This is a genomic window from Eubacterium ramulus ATCC 29099 (genome assembly GCF_000469345.1).
GTDB classification, from domain to species: Bacteria; Bacillota; Clostridia; order Lachnospirales; family Lachnospiraceae; genus Eubacterium_I; species Eubacterium_I ramulus.
Genome location: NZ_KI271193.1, coordinates 15,655 through 34,829 on the forward strand (window position 1 = coordinate 15,655; position 19,175 = coordinate 34,829).

General features: G+C 44.7%; 17 protein-coding genes. 2 read left to right on the forward strand and 15 right to left on the reverse strand.

Annotated features, from left to right (window positions below):
* Window positions 1-76: 76 nt before the first annotated feature.
* A complete protein-coding gene (locus HMPREF0373_RS15580) occupies window positions 77-1,153 on the reverse strand; it encodes an ABC transporter substrate-binding protein (protein ID WP_242831224.1) in 1,077 nt (358 codons plus the stop codon).
* Between the two features lie 261 nt (window positions 1,154-1,414).
* Here HMPREF0373_RS15580 and HMPREF0373_RS15585 point away from each other — a divergent pair, with 261 nt between their 5' ends.
* Window positions 1,415-2,452: a threonine aldolase family protein gene (locus tag HMPREF0373_RS15585; protein WP_021740775.1), complete on the forward strand. Its 1,038-nt coding sequence runs from the start codon at window positions 1,415-1,417 to the stop codon at window positions 2,450-2,452.
* A 172-nt stretch (window positions 2,453-2,624) separates the two neighbouring features.
* Here the strand turns inward: HMPREF0373_RS15585 and HMPREF0373_RS15590 are convergent, their stop codons facing one another.
* The 5 genes from HMPREF0373_RS15590 to HMPREF0373_RS15610 all read right to left on the reverse strand — a co-directional run bounded on the left by HMPREF0373_RS15590 (window position 2,625) and on the right by HMPREF0373_RS15610 (window position 11,011).
* On the reverse strand, window positions 2,625-4,394 hold the full coding sequence (locus tag HMPREF0373_RS15590; protein ID WP_021740776.1) for an ABC transporter ATP-binding protein: 1,770 nt from the start codon (window positions 4,392-4,394) through the stop codon (window positions 2,625-2,627).
* 29 nt (window positions 4,395-4,423) lie between these two features.
* Entirely contained in the window at window positions 4,424-6,157 is a 1,734-nt protein-coding gene (locus tag HMPREF0373_RS15595; protein ID WP_021740777.1) for an ABC transporter ATP-binding protein, read from the reverse strand.
* Window positions 6,158-6,382: 225 nt separating this feature from the next.
* Window positions 6,383-7,858: a polysaccharide deacetylase family protein gene (locus HMPREF0373_RS15600; RefSeq protein ID WP_021740778.1), complete on the reverse strand. Its 1,476-nt coding sequence runs from the start codon at window positions 7,856-7,858 to the stop codon at window positions 6,383-6,385.
* 182 nt (window positions 7,859-8,040) lie between these two features.
* Complete coding sequence (locus HMPREF0373_RS15605) at window positions 8,041-9,414, reverse strand: ABC transporter substrate-binding protein (RefSeq protein WP_021740779.1); 1,374 nt, start codon at window positions 9,412-9,414, stop codon at window positions 8,041-8,043.
* Between the two features lie 247 nt (window positions 9,415-9,661).
* Window positions 9,662-11,011 carry an MFS transporter gene (locus HMPREF0373_RS15610; protein WP_021740780.1) on the reverse strand — a complete coding sequence of 450 codons (1,350 nt, stop codon included), beginning with the start codon at window positions 11,009-11,011 and terminating at the stop codon, window positions 9,662-9,664.
* A gap of 252 nt (window positions 11,012-11,263) precedes the next feature.
* Here HMPREF0373_RS15610 and HMPREF0373_RS16205 point away from each other — a divergent pair, with 252 nt between their 5' ends.
* The gene (locus tag HMPREF0373_RS16205; RefSeq protein WP_021740781.1) at window positions 11,264-13,288 is read left to right on the forward strand and encodes a sensor histidine kinase; all 2,025 of its coding nucleotides are present in this window, start codon (window positions 11,264-11,266) and stop codon (window positions 13,286-13,288) included.
* Window positions 13,289-13,369: 81 nt separating this feature from the next.
* On the opposite strand, the gene HMPREF0373_RS15620 is transcribed toward HMPREF0373_RS16205, so the two are convergent.
* The 9 genes from HMPREF0373_RS15620 to HMPREF0373_RS17110 form a co-directional block, all read right to left on the reverse strand.
* Complete coding sequence (locus HMPREF0373_RS15620; RefSeq protein ID WP_022035847.1) at window positions 13,370-14,224, reverse strand: response regulator transcription factor; 855 nt, start codon at window positions 14,222-14,224, stop codon at window positions 13,370-13,372.
* A gap of 95 nt (window positions 14,225-14,319) precedes the next feature.
* A complete protein-coding gene (locus tag HMPREF0373_RS15625) occupies window positions 14,320-14,550 on the reverse strand; it encodes a hypothetical protein (protein ID WP_173017710.1) in 231 nt (76 codons plus the stop codon).
* A 38-nt stretch (window positions 14,551-14,588) separates the two neighbouring features.
* Window positions 14,589-15,050: a metallophosphoesterase family protein gene (locus tag HMPREF0373_RS15630; RefSeq protein WP_021740784.1), complete on the reverse strand. Its 462-nt coding sequence runs from the start codon at window positions 15,048-15,050 to the stop codon at window positions 14,589-14,591.
* 77 nt (window positions 15,051-15,127) lie between these two features.
* Complete coding sequence (locus HMPREF0373_RS15635) at window positions 15,128-16,456, reverse strand: MATE family efflux transporter (RefSeq protein ID WP_021740785.1); 1,329 nt, start codon at window positions 16,454-16,456, stop codon at window positions 15,128-15,130.
* A 78-nt stretch (window positions 16,457-16,534) separates the two neighbouring features.
* Complete coding sequence (locus HMPREF0373_RS15640) at window positions 16,535-17,101, reverse strand: SpoVA/SpoVAEb family sporulation membrane protein (protein ID WP_022035851.1); 567 nt, start codon at window positions 17,099-17,101, stop codon at window positions 16,535-16,537.
* Window positions 17,102-17,180: 79 nt separating this feature from the next.
* On the reverse strand, window positions 17,181-17,603 hold the full coding sequence (locus tag HMPREF0373_RS15645) for a stage V sporulation protein AB (protein ID WP_044964993.1): 423 nt from the start codon (window positions 17,601-17,603) through the stop codon (window positions 17,181-17,183).
* Between the two features lie 78 nt (window positions 17,604-17,681).
* A complete protein-coding gene (locus tag HMPREF0373_RS15650) occupies window positions 17,682-18,317 on the reverse strand; it encodes a stage V sporulation protein AA (protein WP_021740788.1) in 636 nt (211 codons plus the stop codon).
* The gene (locus tag HMPREF0373_RS15655) at window positions 18,314-18,694 is read right to left on the reverse strand and encodes a hypothetical protein (RefSeq protein ID WP_044964997.1); all 381 of its coding nucleotides are present in this window, start codon (window positions 18,692-18,694) and stop codon (window positions 18,314-18,316) included. Before HMPREF0373_RS15655 ends, HMPREF0373_RS15650 begins: the two co-directional genes overlap by 4 nt.
* Window positions 18,695-18,938: 244 nt before the next feature.
* Window positions 18,939-19,175: hypothetical protein (locus tag HMPREF0373_RS17110; protein ID WP_021740790.1), on the reverse strand; the 237-nt coding region annotated here is incomplete at its 5' end.

The following is a 19,175-nucleotide window of genomic DNA, read 5'->3' on the forward strand; positions in this document are numbered from 1 at the left end:
AATCAAAAGTTCTTGCATTACAAAAACTTTTGATTTTCAATCACAACTTCTTACAACATATATTGACAGATTATTTTTACTGCAATGCTTTCTCCGCATATTCTGTAGTTACAACGTCCTGATAATCTGGCCGTTTCTCCAGCTGACCGGCACTTTCAAGAATATCTAACAGCAATGTAAAACTATCCTCTGAAAACACAAGATCTCTCTTCCATGTATCCTGCTTCTGATAACGACGGATGATCGTTGTGATAGTTGCCGTGTCTGTCTCAGAAAACTGCGGCTGAATGCTGGCTGCAATTTCCTCCGGTGTATGTGTATTGACATATTCCATACCTTGCTGCAATGCATTAGTAAATGCCTGGATCACATCCGGATGTTTCTTCATATAACTCTGTTTTGCACTGAAGGCTGTATATGGCACATAACCGGAATCCACCCCCAACGATGCCACCACATAGCCGGCTTTCTCCTGTTCCAGTAACGTTGCACCAGGTTCAAATTCCACCGTATACGCTCCCTGTCCTCCGGTAAAAGCTGCTCCCGTAGAGCCAAAATCAATACTTTGGTCAATGTTTACTTCAGACGGTTCAATACCATTCTGTTTTAAAATGTACTCAAACACCATTTCCGGCATGCCACCTGCTCTACCGCCAAGTACATCCTCACCGATCAGATCTGACCATTTGAAATCATTCATTTCTTCCCTTGCAACAAGAAAATTTCCTGCTCGCTGCGTCAGCTGTGCAAAATTGATGACCGGATCTTTGCTGCCCTCATTGGCCGTGTACACGGTTGTCTCCGGTCCCATAAACCCAATGTCAGCTTCTCCGGAAAGTACAGCGGTCATAACCTTATCCGCACCGAATCCTGTCACCAGATCCAGATCAATACCGGCATCTTTAAAATATCCTTCTTCAATCGCTACATACATCGGTGCATAAAAAATGGAATGTGCCACCTCATTCAAGGTCACTTTCTGCAATGCAGATTCTTCGCCGTTTTTCTCAGGTTCAACAGAACTTTCTTTTTTTTCAGAGCTATCAGCAATCTCATCCGGAACCGATGTCTGACCGCATCCCATTAGTAACATTCCTCCGACAACAGCGATACACGTGAACATAGAAATTACTTTTTTTACACTCTTTTTCAAAACAACCTCCAAAAACTATCGTAGATTTTTCTTTTTAATATATGTGGACTGTTTGTTTTTGTTCCTATGTACATATTTATGATGTGAATGTCAAAAGTGTAGCATTGTTACACATGAATGCATACTTTTTTATAAATGACTTGCCCACTCTCACCCACCTTGTTATACTCTCTATATAACCTTTTCCCATCACGCATGTAAGATCTGGTGCGTGATTTATGACTTTGGGGGGATATTTATAATTATTGGAGGGACAAACATATGATTTATTTTCGCTCAGACTACAGTCAGGGCGCACATCCAAAAGTCATGGATGCGCTGGTAAAAACAAATTTTGAACACACAGACGGATACGGATTAGACGAACACTGTGAACACGCAGCCCGTATGGTACAGGATTTGATTGACAATCATGATTGTCATGTACATATGATGGTAGGCGGCACACCATGTAATGTAACTACGATTGCCGCAAGCCTGAAACCATACGAATCAGTAGTAAGTGTGCGCGGTGGACATGCTTATTTCCATGAAACCGGTGCCGTAGAAGGCACAGGACACCGCATTGTCACCATGGAAGGTGCCAATGGAAAACTGACACCGGAAATGATTGATCAGGCGTGGGAAGAATATGAGGACGAACATACACCAATTCCTAAATTTTGCTATATCTCACAGCCCACCGAAATTGGAACGATTTACAGCAAAGCTGAAATGACCGCCCTTTCTAAAAAATGTAAGGCACATAACATGCTGCTTTATGTGGACGGCGCCAGACTCGGCTGCGCCCTGACATGTCGTGACAATGATCTGACCATTCAGGAACTGGCAACGCTCTGTGATGCTTTTTATATCGGCGGAACCAAAAACGGAGCTCTTTTCGGAGAAGCACTGGTTATCTTAAATGATACTATGAACGATCATTTCCGCTGGATGATCAAACGTCAATGCGGTCTGCTGGCAAAAGGACGGCTCATCGGTGTTCAGTTTGAAGCACTGCTGGAAGGCGGCATGGACAGCATCTATTTTTCCATGGCATCCCATGCCAATGAAATGGCTGCTCTCCTGCGCGACTCTCTGACAGAACTTGGTGTACCGTTCTTCGGAAGCTCCCAGACAAACCAGATTTTCCCGGTTCTTCCGACTGCTGTTGTGAAAGAGCTGGAAAAAGACTTTTTCTTTTATGAATGGGCACCGGAGAAAAATGGCATGATTCCAATCCGTCTGGTCACCGCCTGGGGCACAACAAAAGATGATGTGGAAGCATTTTTACGTACCATCAAAAAATTACTTTCATAGAAACAGCTAATACGTCTTCTATCAGTCGAACGCACCGGTTCTCACGTGCGTTCGACTTAATTTAAGCCAAACACACATGAAATCCGGTGCGTCATTCCATTCAGTATAAGCTCTTGTATTTTTCTTATAATCACTGCATATCCCGATTCTGCCCAAGTGGCAAAGAACCTTTTTAATGAGCAAACTGGCTGTTATATAACTTATAATAAAACCCTTTCTGTTCCAGCAATTCTTCATGATTTCCCTGCTCAATGATACTTCCATCCTTCATCACCAGAATCCGGTCTGCATTCTGAATCGTGGACAGACGATGCGCCACGATAAAGCTGGTCCGTCCTTTCATCAATTTTGCAAATGCATCCTGAATCTTAATCTCCGTTCTCGTATCAATGGAAGAAGTTGCTTCATCCAGGATCAGCATCGGCGGCTGACACAACATTACCCGCGCAATGGAGAGCAGCTGCTTCTGTCCCTGGGACAGGCTTCCACCATCTTCTCCGATCACAGTATCGTAACCATCCGACAAACGCTTGATAAATCCATGTGCATGGCATGCTTTTGCTGCTGCAATCACTTCTTCATCGGTGGCATCCGGACGTCCCATTCGGATATTGTCCCGAATGGTACCTGCCTGCAGCCAGGTATCCTGCAACACCATACCATAATTTTCACGGAGGCTGTGTCGTGTCACATGCCGGATATCCTGATCTTCCACGCACACAGAGCCGGCATTGACATCATAGAAGCGCATCAGCAGATTGATCAGTGTCGTTTTTCCGCATCCGGTCGGACCTACAATCGCAATGGTCTGTCCCGGTTCCACCTCCAGATTCAGATCCTCGATCAGTTTTTGCTCCGGCAGATAAGAGAACGCTACCTTTTTCAAGTTTACTTTTCCCTCTATCTGATGCAGTACAACTGCGTCCTTATCATCCGGAATTTCTACTTCTTCTTCAATCAGTTCAAAAATACGTGCTGCACATGCCAATGCATTCTGCAGTTCTGTAATAACACCGGAAATCTCATTAAACGGTTTCGTATACTGGTTGGCATAACTCAAGAAGCAGGAAAGGCCGCCGACCGACATGCCGCCTGCGATAACACTTAATGCTCCTGCCAGCGCCACGCCTGCATATACCAGACTATTGACAAAACGGGTACACGGATTTGTCAATGAAGAAAAGAAAGTTGCACGCAGAGAACAGTTCTGCAGCCGTTCATTAATCTCATCAAACTGCTCCAGTGCTTCATCCTCATGTGAAAATGCTTGTACGATTTTCTGATTTCCTACCATTTCATCAATCAGTGCTGTCTGCTCTGCTCTTGTCTCCGACTGCAGCCGGAACATATCATAAGTCCGTTTTGCAATAAATCTCGCCACAAACAATGATATTGGTGTCAGACCGACTACCACCAGCGTAATACCCGGATGAATAGTCAGCATAAAGATCAACGTACCGATAATTGTGACCACACCGGTAAACAGCTGGGTAAATCCCATCAGCAGACCATCCGCAAACTGATCTACATCCGCAATAACACGACTGACAATCTCACCATAGGAATGTGCATCCATATATTTTAGCGGTAGTTTCTGAATTCTGATAAATGCCTGGTTCCGCACATCACGCACTACCTGATACGTTACTTTGTTATTGATGGTGTTCATGATCCACTGCAGCACTGCGGTGCTCACCGCAAGAATGGCAATTTCCACTAAAAGCTTTGTGATGCTGACAAAATCAACATTTCCACGATCAATGATAAAATCAATGGCACGTCCTACCAAAATCGGAATATATAAGGTCAAAGCCACTGTTACCGCTGCCAGCACAATGGATGCCAGCATCCAAAAACGATAAGTTTCGATATATTGTAACACTTTTTTTAACGTGTTCATCTGTGTTCCGGACTTTTTCACAAGTTGTCCCTCCTCTTGCATTTTCAATAAACTTCCCTGTTCGCAACACTTTATTTCGTCCGTTTATACTGTGAATCATAAATTTCTCTGTATACTTCGCAGGTATTCATCAATTCCTCATGGGTACCGATACCAACCACCGAACCGTCATCCAGGACAACAATCTTGTCCGCATATTGAATAGCAGAAGTTCGCTGGGAAACGATAAACAGTGTCGGTTTATGTTTCATGGATCCGATGGCCATACGAAGTGCCGCATCTGTCGCAAAGTCCAATGCAGAGGAACTATCATCCAGAATCAGGATTTCCGGCTGTTTTACCAGTGCTCGGGCGATGGTCAGACGCTGCCGCTGTCCCCCTGAAAAATTCTTTCCACCCTGTTCTACTTCTGTATCCAGGCCTTTTTCTTTCTTTGATACTACATCTTTTGCCTGGGCAATCTCCAGTGCCGCAAAAATTTCCTCATCCGTAGCATCCGGTTTGCCCCACTGCATATTGGAGCGGATGGTTCCGGCAAATAATACCGATTTCTGTGGAACCACACCAATCTTATCTCTGAGTTCTGTCAGACCATAGGTGCATACATTTTTGCCATCCACATACACCGCACCGGAACTGCAGTCATAAAAACGTGGGATCAGATTTACCATCGAAGATTTTCCGGAACCGGTTCCACCGATGATACCGATGGTCTCTCCCGGACGGACATTCAGAGTGATATCACTGACCGCTTCCTGCGCCGCATCCGGATAGCGGATTCCCGCATGTTCGAATACCACACTGTATGCTGACTTACCGGCTTCACCATCGCCAGACACCGTCGCTGCTCCGTCTTTAACAGAAGGCTCTACTTCCAGTACGGACTGGATACGGTTTCCACATGCTACCGATTTTGTAATATTGATGATCAGATTGGCCAACTTGATCAGTTCTGTCAAAATCTGAGACATATAGTTGTACAGTGCAACAACCGCCCCCTGGGTAATAATCCCCATATCCACACGTATGGCACCGATCCAGATCAGTGCAATGATTGCCACATTGATGATCACATATGTCAAAGGATTCAGCAAAGCGGAAATACGTCCCACAAACTTCTGTGTATCTGTCAGTGTCTGATTCTGCTTCTGAAATTCCGCTTCCTGCTCTTCTTCTTTGCAGAATGCACGCAGGACACGAACACCGGTCAGATTTTCTCTTGTCAGCCCCAGTACTTTATCCAGACGGTTCTGTACCTTCCTGTACAATGGAATACATGCAAGCATTACGCCAAATACAACCACTGCCAGTGCCGGGATTCCCACGACAAACACCAGTGCCGCCTTCACATCAATGGTAAATGCCATGACCATGGCACCAATTACGACAAACGGAGAACGCAGCAACAAACGCAGGGTGAGATTTACACCATTCTGTACCTGATTCATATCACTCGTCATACGGGTGATCAATGTGGATGTTCCCTGGGTATCCAGTTCTGCATAGGACAGTTTCTGGATATGTCCAAACAGTACATGACGGATCGTTGTCACAAATCCCACGGCTGCCTTTGCGGCAAAATACTGTGCCGTGACAGAAAATGCCAGGCCGATCAATCCGAGCAAAACAAGAACGAGGCACATCTTTACGACGTAACCTCGATCCTGATTTCCGATACCGGTATCAATGATGGCTGCTACTACCAGAGGCACAAATAATTCCAACGTAGCCTCCAGTAGTTTGAACAGTGGTCCCAGTACCGATTCTTTCTTATATTCTTTTAAATAACAAAGCAATTTTTTCATAATTTCTTATGCTTCTCCCACATTTCTTTGTAAAGCGGACATTCGCAATCCGCTTTCGCTACTTGCTCATGAACGCAGTCGCTTTGCGACCTGTCAGTGGGAGCTTTTAACTCCCACTGACATAAGCATCCCCCTTACCCACCGCTTAGGGCTCTACGCACTTGAAGCAGGGGAATGCTTATTCTGCGTTCACATCACTGTAATGCAAGAATTCTTCATAATCTGTTAATTATTAACTCCATGATGCACTGGAATCGTATCTTTGGAAATCGGATAAAAAGAATATCCATTATTCTTTCCATAGGTAATGATACTCTGCAATGCGTCTGCAGATGTCTGTTTTGCGGAAGTATCATGCATCAGCACCACATTATTACGATTATGCTTGAATCCACCGGTAACATTTTTAATGATCAGATTGACCGGACGGTTATTTCCTTCCGCATCACCGGAAGATACATTCCAGTCCATATACATCAGGCCACTGTCTGTAACGGTCTGTACCAGCTGGGACATTACACCCACACAATACTTCTCACTGACTGTATTGGAACTTCCACCCGGAAAACGGATCACATAAGCATCATACCCGGTATCTTCCTTCAACTTATTCTTCAACTTGTTGATGTTCTCCATAAAAGCATCATTGGAAGTATAAATCTGACTGTAATCATGGGAATAACCATGAATACCGATCGTGTGTCCCTCATCGATCATTCTTTTGATGATTGGAAGTTTATCTTCATCATAATCGCAGATAAAAAAGGTTGCTTTAATGCCATTTGCCTTCAGTGTATCCAAAACTCGGACTGTCACATCAGAACTCGGACCGTCATCAAAGGTCAGATAAATGGAATCTCCCGGATTAGTCTCCACCTCCTCTACCTTCACAGTCCGTGTAGCCTGTGATATATTTCCGCTGGAGTCTGTTGCCGTATAGGTCACAGTATAGGTGCCCGGCCGGTAGACATCCACATAACCGCTTTTCACCAGATTGGCCGTAATATCACCATCCCGGTCATCCGTTGCTGTTGCACCTGCATCCTCATATTTTTCCAGTTCTTTGACTGTCACGGAAGATTCACCATTTAAAGTAATCTCCGGTGCTGACGTATCCTTCAAAATGATCTGACGATCCATTGAGCCGGTATTACCATGGCTGTCTGTCACCTCATAATGCACCTGCATGGTATAATCATTTACTTTTTCTTTTGTGATCTTGATATCCTTTGACACATCACCGTCACAGCCATCCTGTGCCGTAGCTCCTGCTTCCTGATATTCTTCAAAGCTGCCTACAATTACTGTGGCATCTCCGTTTAACGCGATCACCGGAGCTGCATGATCGATCACCTTAACGATACGCTCTTTGGATACTTTTCGTTTCTTGTATTTCAGCTGATACTCCACATGATAAGTACCAAGCTTCGCTGTATCCACATTGCTGGTGGTCATCACCAGGTCACTGATATCCTCATCTTTTGCGGTAGCCTTTACACCCGGATCCACAAATTCACTGCCACATTCCACCAGCATTTCTTCCTCGCCGTTCAATGTGATGATCGGACTGGCACCAACCAGTGGGCTGATGGCCATTATAAAAATACAAAGCCCAATCAGCACCAGCACCGCTGCACCCATCAGGCGTTTTTCCTGTTCACTTTTAAAAGCTCTGCCAATAATCTCCTTTATTTTATCCATTTTGAATTTCCCTTAGTATCTCCTTTTATCTATATGCATCAAACGGGCTTTCATGCGCCCGCTGATTATCATAGCACAGATTTCAGAAAAAAACCTTTAAGTTTATGTTAATTTTTCCTGACACAATATGGGAACATACACAGTTTTTTCCAACACACTTTTTTTTGCCATATGTTCACCTTTCACTGTGCGGTAAAATTCAGATACTGTGCCGCATCCTGTACAAATTCTTCCTGGTTCACTGCTCCGCCCAGCAGCTTTCTGGTCAGATTCCGCCAGTTATCACCATCCTCCTTCTCCAACACGGCATACCACAAGGGTGTGTAGTGAACTGCCTGATCCAGCTGCTCATGAAACTGCCGTACAGCCAGTGCTTCCTCTGACGGTGCCTCAAGACCGCTGTCATTTACAAAATCCACATAATCATACTGTGTCACATTGCGCTCATTTACCCGTTTTGCAAATTCCAGGCAGAGCTGTGCTGCCTCATCTGGATAGTTTGTATCCGAACTGATACAAAGCCCCGGGGTCAGGGTATGATTAATATCTACCATATATTGTGCATAGGAATCATCATAGGCCGCATTGCAGCTTGGAAACTGTTCCATACTGAGCGCATCTGCCCCCATCTCATCCAGCAAATGATAAACAATGGTTGACTGATGTGGAAAAAGCACAGCTTTCCCATCTGCAAAATTCTGCACTGCTTCTACTTCTCCGATTTCCAGAAATTTTTCAGGGAAAGCATTCATCTCTTTTAGCTGCATCAGTTTTTCTGCTGCCTGAGTAAACACCGGAGCGGAAAAATCCATTTCCCCGAAAGCCAGTTTTTCCTGTGCATAAGGATCAATGCGGTTTACGATCACCGTATAGAGCAATTCTCCCAGCCAGCTGTCCTTGTCCCCCAGTTCTATAGCTGCATATTCTGTCCCATGTGCTTCATTATAAATATTGACCTGCTGCACCAGTGCCACCAGTTCTTCCCATGTATGTGGCACCGTAAGTCCCATCTCCTGCATGAGATTCTGGTTACAGTAGGTAACGGCATATGCCTCCACCAGACACGGGATGATATAATTGTGTCCATCTTGATAAGGCAGCACATAATTATCTGCAAACTTTGTCTCTGATGCTTCCAGATATTTTTCCACCGGCAGACAGGCATTCGCATCAAACAGAAAATTTGGATAATTTCCTCCCCAGACGGCAAAAACATCCGGCAATTCATCGCATACCAGTGCAATCTTCAGCTTGTCTTTGATCTGTTCTGTGGAATACGTCTTCAATTCAATGTCATAACCATATTCCTCCGCCAATTTTTCCCACAAATCTACATAATAGGTTCCCGGTGTATTTTCATCAAAAAAAGCCCAGACCGACAGGGATACCTTTTCCCCGGAATCTGTCTGAACATTCGCAGCTTCTGACGTTTTTGGCTGCACTGCAGTTTTGCATCCGCTGCACAGCAGAACTGTTCCAAGCGAAATTACCAGCAGCAGAGCTGTAAGCAGACTTCCCATGATATCATTTTTCTTTTTTACTCTGTATTTTTTCATCCTGTTTCCTTTTTCTTTTTTACTTTATCCGCGCTCACAATACCATCTGACAAATCCCGCCATCTTCCACTCAACAGATGGTATCTCATACTGATGACTGTCTCTTTCTGTGCTTTATTTTCACATGAAACCCCTGCTTCGTCAAGTTCCGATTCGTATTCGAACCTTCAATAACAAAACCCCCAGACAACATACATTGCCCGGGGGTCCTGTCTCACTTGTTTGCTTCACTTTTTTATAGATAACATCAGATTGTTTTTGCAAAATCCTCTGCTTCTTCGCTGCCTTTTGCTTCCTGTTCTGCAATCCAGTCTGCATTGTATTTGTGATCTTTTACAAATGCGATGATCACAATCACATTGATCAGAGCCAGACATGCATCAATGGCATATGCGTAACGGATGTTTCCACCTGTCATATTCATAACTGCGCCGTTGATGGCAAAGGTCAGTGCTGTAATGATACCCTGGATTGGGAACAGTACCGAATTTACTTTATCAAATCCTTTTCTTCCGAATACAGATGCCGGAAGAGAAGTGGTGAAGTTTGCACTTCCGCCGATACCGATACCGATCATAACGATAGAGATCCAGAAGCCTGCCATCGTATCTGTGAAGTTGAATAATAATGCACATGCATACCAGCATCCAAATACGATCATTGCTTTCTTTGTTCCAAGTTTCTGATCCAGCACACCGATCAGGAAAGATCCGACAACACCTACGATGGCACATGCAGACATAATACTTGCAGCTACGGTAATAGAGAATCCAAATCCGTTTGTAGTACGGTTGATCATCTGTGACATGGTTCCTACGGAGCAGATCTGGAATACACCGGTTACCAGTGCAACAACCCATACCTGATCACATTTTAACAATTTTCCAATTGTCCAGCCGCCATCTTTATCGCTGTCTGCCCCATCAGAAGTATCATAAAATTCATCATATACTTCTTTGGATACATGGTCCGGATAATAGCCACGCTCAAACGGAGTATCACGGATAAATAAAATTCCGACAATACCAAGGATGATACATCCGATAGAAATCGGGTAACATGCATGGGTTACTCCGAATCTTCCAACCAGGAACAGGATCAGTGGTACATAGATTGCTGTTGCAAGGTTGTGTCCCATAGTTGTATATCCCATAACGATTCCTTTTTTCTTAGGAAACCAGTTTGCAACCAGCACACCGCCGCACAGATAACCTGCTGACATGATGGTTCCGCAGGTAACTGCCATCATAATGGTATAAACAACCGGGTTTGGGGCATTCAGTACACCGATGTATGTGATGCCGGCGATGATGCAGTTAATACCGGACATATATCTGGAACCGATCCTGCGGTTTAAGATACCGATTACGATAAACAGTGCCACACCTATGATTCCGGCTATGGAATTACAAGTGGAGATCGTTCCTGCCATTTTTGCACTTCCCAGCATATGTTCTGCAATTTTTCCTGCAATGTTGTTACTTCCGTCGTTGATCATTCCTACATAAAACCAGAACATCAGCATCATGTAAATAATATGGAACCAACCATGTACGCCAAACGCAACCACTGAATTTTGATTGTCTTTTTTCTTCATGTTTCAATTTTCCTCCCAATAATAAATACTTTTTCTGCACGAAAAACCCTAACTCCTTCGTGCTCTTCAAACCTCCTTTATTGTATCGGAAATGCCGTTTAAAAATATAAAGAAAATTTCGTTTTTTATTGACTATATTTGGGAAATATAGATTTTCTTTGTCTTATTACATTTTTCTGTTAAAATACTATGGTGTAAGCGTCAATCATATTTAAAAAATATGACTTTCCATCTATAACTTGAGGTAACTTTATGGAAAAAAAATCACTAAACATACATAAACGAAATAATCAGAGTTTCCGACACCGGCTGCTGCTGTCCATTTTCCGGATCGCCGCTCCGGTCACTGCCATCGTCTGTACCGTTTCCATTGTTATGCTGACTCTGAACTACCGCCAGACCGTCATCAATTCCCAGGCAGCCGCTACGGAAAAAGTCCGCAGCGACATAGCACATATTGTCGATAATACACAGATCTTATCCCAGGATATGATCTTCAACAGCGAAATCCAGAAGATTCTTGCCAGCAGTACCGCCGGCGAGCAGTTTCCACAAAATACGGACGTTGCCTACCACATTAACGGTTTTATCGCCAACCGGGATTATATCAACTGTGTGATCCTGACCGGTAACAGCCAGACGTTGTACTCCACAGAAAAAGCATTTACCAATATTTCCGACTATGATACAATTTTTCATTCCACATGGCTCGCGCAGTTACAAAACAGCCATAAGCCATATCTGTGGTATGTGGATCCGGATTACACACCTTTATCTGCCTATACTTCCGGCTCGGATTCTGCAGATTTGGCAGTATCGGAATCAGCTTCCTCTCATACCACTCCGGGCAGTCAACAACACATTATGATGGCACGTCCCGTATACAGTATGTCGGACTACACGACCCTGCTTGGTTACCTTATGCTGTATCTGGATGATACTTTTTTACAAGACCTAATGGGAGAATTTGACTTCGGTCACACGACAAATATCTGGCTGGTAAACAAGAATGGAACCGCCATCCTGCAAAATCATTCTTCTGCTGATTATTCTTATTTATTAGAAGATTTTTCTCCGCAGGAAAAAGGCTCGATTCTGTCCTCTCATGGCAAACGTTTTGTCCTGAACATCCGGCCGGTTACAGAAAACGGATGGTATCTATATACCGCCACTCCATTCCGGGAAGTTTCGGAACCGCTGACAATTTTTGTCCTGCAGGCGATCTTACTGGGCGCAGCCATGGTAGCAATCCTGTTTTTCCTGTCCCGGCGGACAGCCTCCTCCCTGTCAGATCCTATCATCCATCTGGCACATACTATGGATCACTACCGCAGCGATATGAAACCAATGGTCTTTCCCGGACGGACTCCGGTTTTGGATAAAGATGCTGATGATGCTTCTGGTTTGACATCTGACACCACAGATACGGCGACTGTGAACGTTCCGGATCGTTCTTCTGTATCCTTTTCAAATATACAACCAGCGGATCCGGAAGATTTCTCCTTTGAAGGACAGCCGGACGAAATCATTCAGATCTATCGTTCCTACCAGCAAATGGTCAACCGAATGGATACTCTGATCCGGGAAAATTTTGTAAAAAATCTGGAGAAAAAGGATGCGGAACTTGCCCTGCTGCAAAGCCAGATCAATCCACATTTTCTATACAATACGCTCGACTCTATCAACTGGCTGGCCATCGCCAATGACGAAGATGAAATCAGTGAAATGGTCACTGCTCTGTCAGATATGTTCCGGCTCAGCCTGACCAAAAGCCACAGTTCCTACATCCGGGTGGCGCAGGAAATGGAATATGTACGGAGTTACCTGGTATTACAGCAGTTCCGCTACGAAGACTGTCTGAGCGTATCGATCACGATTCCGGATACAGTCGCAGAACTCTACATTCCCCGTTTTACCCTGCAGCCGCTGGTGGAAAATGCCATCAAACACGGTATGATCTCCCCGGATGATCCATTCGCCATTGATCTTGAGATTTTTATCCGGGAACATACACTGCATATCCGGATTGGAAATGACGGCACCCGCATCTCTCTGGAACAGATGAAAAAGTTGCTGGATTTTGATGCTTCCAGACAGGAACTGCTGGATTTTGACCAGAAAAGCTACGGTGTGCAAAATATACAGCGCCGCATACAAATCCTCTGTGGAATTTCCTATGGTCTTTCCTACGAGATACGAAACAACCGTACCTGGTGTGATCTGACGCTTCCGGTTCTTGAACATGATCCATCAGAAAAGACAGAGGATTTGCAATAAAAGAAGCACTCACACGGAGCATTGCTCATTTTCTGAGTTTCCCCTCCTGTGGGTGCTTTTTATGTATATAATCTTTTCAGTTTATTTCTTACTTCCTGCCTTTTTGCGGAATTCCGAAAGGGTTTCTCCTGTATTCCGCTTGAAGATCTGTGAAAAATAAGTGTAGTCGTTGTAACCGACTTCCACGGAAATCTCATACATCTTCATATCTGTATGTAGCAGCAGTTCTTTTGCTTTCTCAATACGCAGATTTGTCATATACTGAAGAATCGTCACTTTCTGCTCTTTCTTGAACACATCGCACAGATAACTTTTATTCACATTGATATGCTCCGCAACGTCCGTCAGGGAAATGTTCTCATTGTAATGTCTGCGGATGTAGTACAGGGCATCCCGCACGATCTTTGTGGGCGACTGCTCGCCTTCCTTCGCCAGTACACCGGGGCGCTGCGCCACATTGGCCGGCTGTACGGAAGAAACGGCATGTTTCACTTCCTCTTCTCCCACAAGTCCTCTGGCATATCCATCCAGCACCTGATAATAGGCTGCCTGTCCGATTTTTGCCTCCAGACGTTCATACATCCGGTGCAGCATATCACCAAAATCCGTCTTTTTGATAGGTTTTAACAGATAGTCACTGACTCCGATCTGCATGGCAGTCTGCGCATAGGAAAAATCACGATACCCGGACAAAATCACAATCTCGCTCTCCGGCAGGATTTCCTTGGCCCTTCTTGCAAATTCCAGACCATCCATCTGAGGCATCCGCACATCGGTAATGATTAGATGCGGACGCAGACCCGGCAATGCATCCAACGCTTTCAGAGAGTCCACAAAAGCTCCCTTGATCACAAATCCAAAATCTTCCTTCTGACAAAGCTTCTGGATTCCCTGTAATACGATTTTTTCATCATCCAGTATCACCATTGAATACATACCGTCACATCCTCGTACAATATCTTATAACCGGTTCTCCCCGTCTATAATCCGGCAAAAAATAACTCGTAGAAATCCTGTAAGTTTCCTATCGATCAGCCATTCAGATCTTTCAGGCTCTGGAACAGCTCAATATCTGACTGCTGTACACGCATATTTGTCGTCATCGGCTCCTCTCCCGGTCTCGTGACAGTAATCTCAATCACAGTGCCTTCCTGTACCCCACCGGTTAAGACATTTCTGAAAAATGCCGCAAATTTCGGATGGTTGCTCACAAACTGATTTTTTGCTTTCATTACTTTCATAGCTGCTGCCGGGTTTATCATACTCTGTTTCCTTCTTTCTTCATTTATTTCAAATCCTATCATTTTCCACTGGAAAAGTCAATTTTCTCAACGTAATATTCCGCCCCGTCCACTTCCATCACCACCATGGTGACAGCACCGCCAAACCGGGGATATCCGCAACTTCCGGGATTCAGCCAGAGCAGGTGTCCCGCTTGTTCCGCAAAATATTTATGAGTATGACCAAATACCGCCACATTCGTTCCTTCCGTCTGTCCGATCAGATGCCGCAATTCATGCGCCATTACAAAAGAAACGCCCTCGATCTGAAATGTCAAAACTTTTGCGATTCCCCTAGCCCAGTCTCCATCATTGTTTCCACGCACCACATACAGATTGCCCAGAAAACGAATCTGATCCAGCAGAGATTCCTTCGTCACATCCCCAGCATGCAGGATACAGTCACAGCCTTTCAGGATTTCCAGTACCTCCGGCCGCAGAAGATTATGCGTATCTGATATAATTCCAATCCTTTTTGCCATACGATTACGCTCCCAGTTCTTCTCTCATCCTTTATTCCATAATACCAAAAGCCCATAACCATTTTTCTGCCACTTCATCACGCTTCCACAGCAACTGATGGCATGCTTTTGTTGAACTTCCGGTAAAACAGGTATCCTGCCAATGTCGTGATGGAATCCGTCACCGGAAATGTCAGCCAGAACCAGTTCAGTCCGAATCTCGAAAACAGATAAGCCAGTGGAATAAATAAAAATACGGTCCGGATAATCGTCAGGATTGAGCTTGTCGCCGCATGCCCCAGTGCCTGGAAAAATACCGGGAATGTCAATGAACTTACCAATGGCACAAAGCTGATTCCGATAAACCGGAAAGCCACGACTCCGATCCGGATAACTTCCGGGTCATGTGAAAACACATGAAGCATCTGTCCCGGAATTGTTTCAAATAAGACAACACCGATCATCATCAGGGCGACACCGAATCCAATGGCCACCTTCAGTGTCTTTTTGCAACGCTCATATTTTCCGGCGGCGAAATTGTAACTCACCACAGGTACGATACATGTCTGCATCGCACCAAGCGGAATAAAGAAAAATGCCTGCCATTTATAATACAATCCCAATACCGTAACTGCCTGATCTGAGAAAGTTGCAAGGAGCAGATTCAGCCCAAATATGTAAAACGTATACGCCGACTGCATCAGGATGTTTGGAATACCGAGTTTATAAATCCGTTTGATCTGATGTGGAAATACCACTAACTTCGGTATTTTCCGACATCCCCCTTTCATAACGATCACAGCCGCTGCAATCTGCCCCACCACGGTAGCTGTAGCAACTCCTGCGATTCCCATTTTCGGTAGACCGCATAATCCGAAGATCAGGAATGGATCCAATACGATATTCACCACTGCACCTACAATTTGTGCAATCATGGGCACCCTCATATTTCCCTCTGCCTGATGCACTTTTGTCCATACGCTCTCTAAAAACAGTCCGATGCTGAGCACGCAAACGATTCTTCCGTAGCTGACTACCATCGCAATGACTTCCTCTGAAGACGTATTCATCCTCGCATATGCCGGCATCAGGAAAAAGCAGACCCCTGCAAAAAGAACCCACATCACAAGTGCCAGCGGTGTACCGATTCCTGCCGTATCATCCGAGCGTTTCTTTTTGCCGATTCCCAGATTATACGCCATCTCGGTGTTGATGCCCACACCGGTTCCAACTGCCAGTGCGATCATGAGCAGCTGGATCGGATAAATAATTGAGAGTGCCGTCAGACCACTCTCAGAGTAACGGCCGACAAAGAAACTGTCCACCACATTATATAACGCCTGTATCAGCTGAGCCAGCATCACAGGCGGTGCCATTTTCATTAATATCTTTGCTATTTTTTCTGTCCCAAAAAAATTGCTTTCCACATTATTTCCCCCACATTTCTATTAATGATTACCCCTTTAGCATAATAGTATATTTCTGAAAGAAAATCCAGCACAATTTTACGATGCCAGTTTCCAGATCCAATACACCAGTCCCAACAGCCAGCTGGTAAAAATACCATACAAAATGACCGGACCACCGATGGAAAAAATCTGACTGCCGATACCAAAGACCTGCCCCTCTTTTTTAAACTCTATCGCCGGTGCTGCCACACCATTTGCAAATCCCGTGATAGGAACCAGTGCGCCCGCACCACCGAATTTTGCAATCGTAGGATAGATATTCAGCCCGGTAAGGATTACACTGATCAGCACCAGGATCACACTGGTCCATTTCCCGGCGTTCATCTGATCCAGTCCCCGGCTCATGGCAAAATTCATAATGCCCTGGCCGATGCAGCAAATGATGCCGCCCACGAGGAACGCTTTCAGCATATTCAGCGTCAGACTGTAAGACGGCGTCACCTGGCTGACATAAGCATGATAGGCATTTTTCCGTGCCTCTTTTTCTTCCTCGGTTCTGGCATTCTCCTGTCCGGAAATTTCCTGCATCAGTTCCTCCCGGGAAATATTCTTATATTCCGCCTTCGTCTTCTGCCGTTTTTCCTGTCCATTCTTTTGTCCCATCTTCTTTTCCATCCTTTCTGCTCAAACTTTTTCACTCAAGTCGAACGCACGTGTGACTTGGTGCACCTTCGCGGAGCGTTTATCTGGCAACACAGAAAAAATAAACCAGTCCGCCTGCAACCTTTCCAAATGCAAAGAAAGTAATCAGTATCTCAAGACCGGTTTTGATTCCCATTCTGCGAAACAGCACCGGAAATACGTTGAGCACTTCCGCCAGTGCAACGGACAGACAGCCTGAAAATACACCGGAGGCCAGTCCATACACCCCCAGGAACCATGTTCCAACCGGAAATGGAAGCTCCGGGAAAACAGCCAGCACACAGCCAAAGATTCCTCCGGCAATCAGTGCGTTTTCCAGTGCAGGCACATAGGCCGCCACACTGGTTTTTCCCGCCATACGTGGCACCATGCCAAGACTTGCCACCAGCGCAAAGACTCCAGCTGCCACACCAATGCCACACAACAATCCCAATGCGCCAAGCAGAAGCTGATAAGTGACCATCTTACCGACCTCCTTTCTTTCCGATGCAAACAATCTTATATCACATTCTTTTTCTGCCTTCTTTATTCAGGAATGCATTCACACTTTCTTACTTTTCCCTTTCCGGCTGCTGGTCTCGATATAAGTGGTATCCACATCCTGCTCGTATTTGCGCATTGCCACCTGGATCGGTGTCGGATCATCTGTGATCTTCTTCGTTCCGACATGATTGTAGAAAACCATGATACCGATGGCAAGACCGATACAAAAGCAGATTTCCAGTACTCCCGCTCCGTTGGATACCTGTCCGGTGACTCTTGTATACAGGGCATTAAATACTTTATTGACAGAAACATCCTCGATAAATGTCATGATGGTAAATGCGGAACCAAAAAACAGAATCACGCAGACCAACGCTGTCTTTAAATACTGCACGGACTTTTTCTCCGGATCCGGCACATAACGAATCACAAAATCCGGTTCTCCAATGTTTTCAACCTCCAACACCGGATATTTTTCATGAATTTTCCGGATGACATCTAAGACCGAAAAAACCTGTACCAAGCTGCTTTTCTCATTCCCGGAAAAATAATATACCTGTTCCTGCAACACCTGACGGAGGATCCCCACATCGGTACATTCCACCGATGCGATATCCTGCAGCGTTACACTCCGCTTGTATACAATACAGTTCTGTTCTATTTTCAGATATAAAATCTGTCCTGCCGCACTCATACAGATTCCTTTTCTTCCGAAGTTTCTTCATTCTCTTTAAATACTGCCTGTGCAGATTCTTTCATCTCAGACATATCTGCTTTAATCTCACTGGCAGCATTACGCACTGCTTCACCCGCATGTTTCCAGCTGTCCTTCATCTCATCTGCGGAATACTCTGCCGCAAATTTCACTTCCCTTGCAATATCTTCTCCCTGCGCTTTCATGCATTTACAGGCCTGCTTAACTTTTTCTCTTTTAGATCGAAGTTTTTGCCCCAGATACCCGTTCTCCTGTATAGCTTCGCCTTTTAATCCGCATAAAAAATAAAAAACCGCTCCCGTGATCATTGCGATCACTACTATACAGCAACACTTTTTCATCAATTTACAACACATGCAAATTTCCTCCTTCTGTGCAGAAACGCTTACAATCTCATGTATCATACATATCTGTTCAGATATCACTGACCTGATGACAATTATCTGATACGTTCTGTCACTTTATTTTGCTGTTAGTATGGAGCGATTTTTTATAATTATTCTATTTTTTTATGGATTCTATTTTATTTTTTTAATCTGCCAGTTTTCTGACTGTTATTGTGGCAGATACAGTTTTATACTTCCCCTTTTACTTCAGAATTTAAAATTGCACCTGTCCGTTTACAACGCGATAATTTGTGCCATAGTAATTTACAATGCCGGTGAAACCAAAGTCTACCATACCGCCGGTTACCTTCCACCAGCTTCCGCCGTACGGAACAAGGCTGTTGTAACCAAAGTTGACCGCACCGCCTTCTACATACCACCAGCCATAAGTGCTGTCATATATAAGACCTGTGTAACCGAAGTTTACGGCTCCGCCTGTTACATACCACCA

Bases quoted from the DNA above. Each gene is read 5' to 3' on its own strand.
- HMPREF0373_RS15585 (WP_021740775.1), top strand. From the start codon at position 1,415: ATGATTTATTTTCGCTCAGACTACAGTCAGGGCGCACATCCAAAAGTC.
- HMPREF0373_RS15590 (WP_021740776.1), bottom strand. From the start codon at position 4,394: ATGCAAGAGGAGGGACAACTTGTGAAAAAGTCCGGAACACAGATGAAC.
- HMPREF0373_RS15595 (WP_021740777.1), bottom strand. From the start codon at position 6,157: ATGAAAAAATTGCTTTGTTATTTAAAAGAATATAAGAAAGAATCGGTA.
- HMPREF0373_RS15600 (WP_021740778.1), bottom strand. From the start codon at position 7,858: ATGGATAAAATAAAGGAGATTATTGGCAGAGCTTTTAAAAGTGAACAG.
- HMPREF0373_RS15605 (WP_021740779.1), bottom strand. From the start codon at position 9,414: ATGAAAAAATACAGAGTAAAAAAGAAAAATGATATCATGGGAAGTCTG.
- HMPREF0373_RS15610 (WP_021740780.1), bottom strand. From the start codon at position 11,011: ATGAAGAAAAAAGACAATCAAAATTCAGTGGTTGCGTTTGGCGTACAT.
- HMPREF0373_RS16205 (WP_021740781.1), top strand. From the start codon at position 11,264: ATGGAAAAAAAATCACTAAACATACATAAACGAAATAATCAGAGTTTC.
- HMPREF0373_RS15620 (WP_022035847.1), bottom strand. From the start codon at position 14,224: ATGTATTCAATGGTGATACTGGATGATGAAAAAATCGTATTACAGGGA.
- HMPREF0373_RS15625 (WP_173017710.1), bottom strand. From the start codon at position 14,550: ATGATAAACCCGGCAGCAGCTATGAAAGTAATGAAAGCAAAAAATCAG.
- HMPREF0373_RS15630 (WP_021740784.1), bottom strand. From the start codon at position 15,050: ATGGCAAAAAGGATTGGAATTATATCAGATACGCATAATCTTCTGCGG.
- HMPREF0373_RS15640 (WP_022035851.1), bottom strand. From the start codon at position 17,101: ATGGGACAAAAGAATGGACAGGAAAAACGGCAGAAGACGAAGGCGGAA.
- HMPREF0373_RS15645 (WP_044964993.1), bottom strand. From the start codon at position 17,603: ATGGTCACTTATCAGCTTCTGCTTGGCGCATTGGGATTGTTGTGTGGC.
- HMPREF0373_RS15650 (WP_021740788.1), bottom strand. From the start codon at position 18,317: ATGAGTGCGGCAGGACAGATTTTATATCTGAAAATAGAACAGAACTGT.
- HMPREF0373_RS15655 (WP_044964997.1), bottom strand. From the start codon at position 18,694: ATGTGTTGTAAATTGATGAAAAAGTGTTGCTGTATAGTAGTGATCGCA.